Consider the following 223-nt stretch of genomic DNA (forward strand, 5'->3'; position numbering starts at 1 on the left):
AAGCGACGAAAAATTACGAAGATAAACTTCAACAGAACATTCAGCTTATGTTTCAACAAATTCAAGAAGCAATACACCTGGATGAACAACTGCTTGGGATTCCAGAAGAACCCGTGAAAAAAGTAACATCTGAACAGTTAGCGCAAGTGGCAAGAGAAGTAGAAAAGCAAGTGGAACAAGCGGCAATAGAACTCGAACAGGAACAAGATAAAGAGGTGAAAAA

General features: G+C 39.0%; 1 protein-coding gene. It reads left to right on the forward strand.

All coding sequences use genetic code 11. From position 1 onward, the window contains the following. Nucleotides 1–223 (forward strand): hypothetical protein (locus MR076_RS26245; protein ID WP_396021744.1); only part of this gene is annotated, 223 nt, incomplete at both ends.

The sequence above is a fragment of the Bacillus cereus group sp. BfR-BA-01380 genome (assembly GCF_022663535.1).
Lineage (GTDB): Bacteria > Bacillota > Bacilli > Bacillales > Bacillaceae_G > Bacillus_A > Bacillus_A cereus_BB.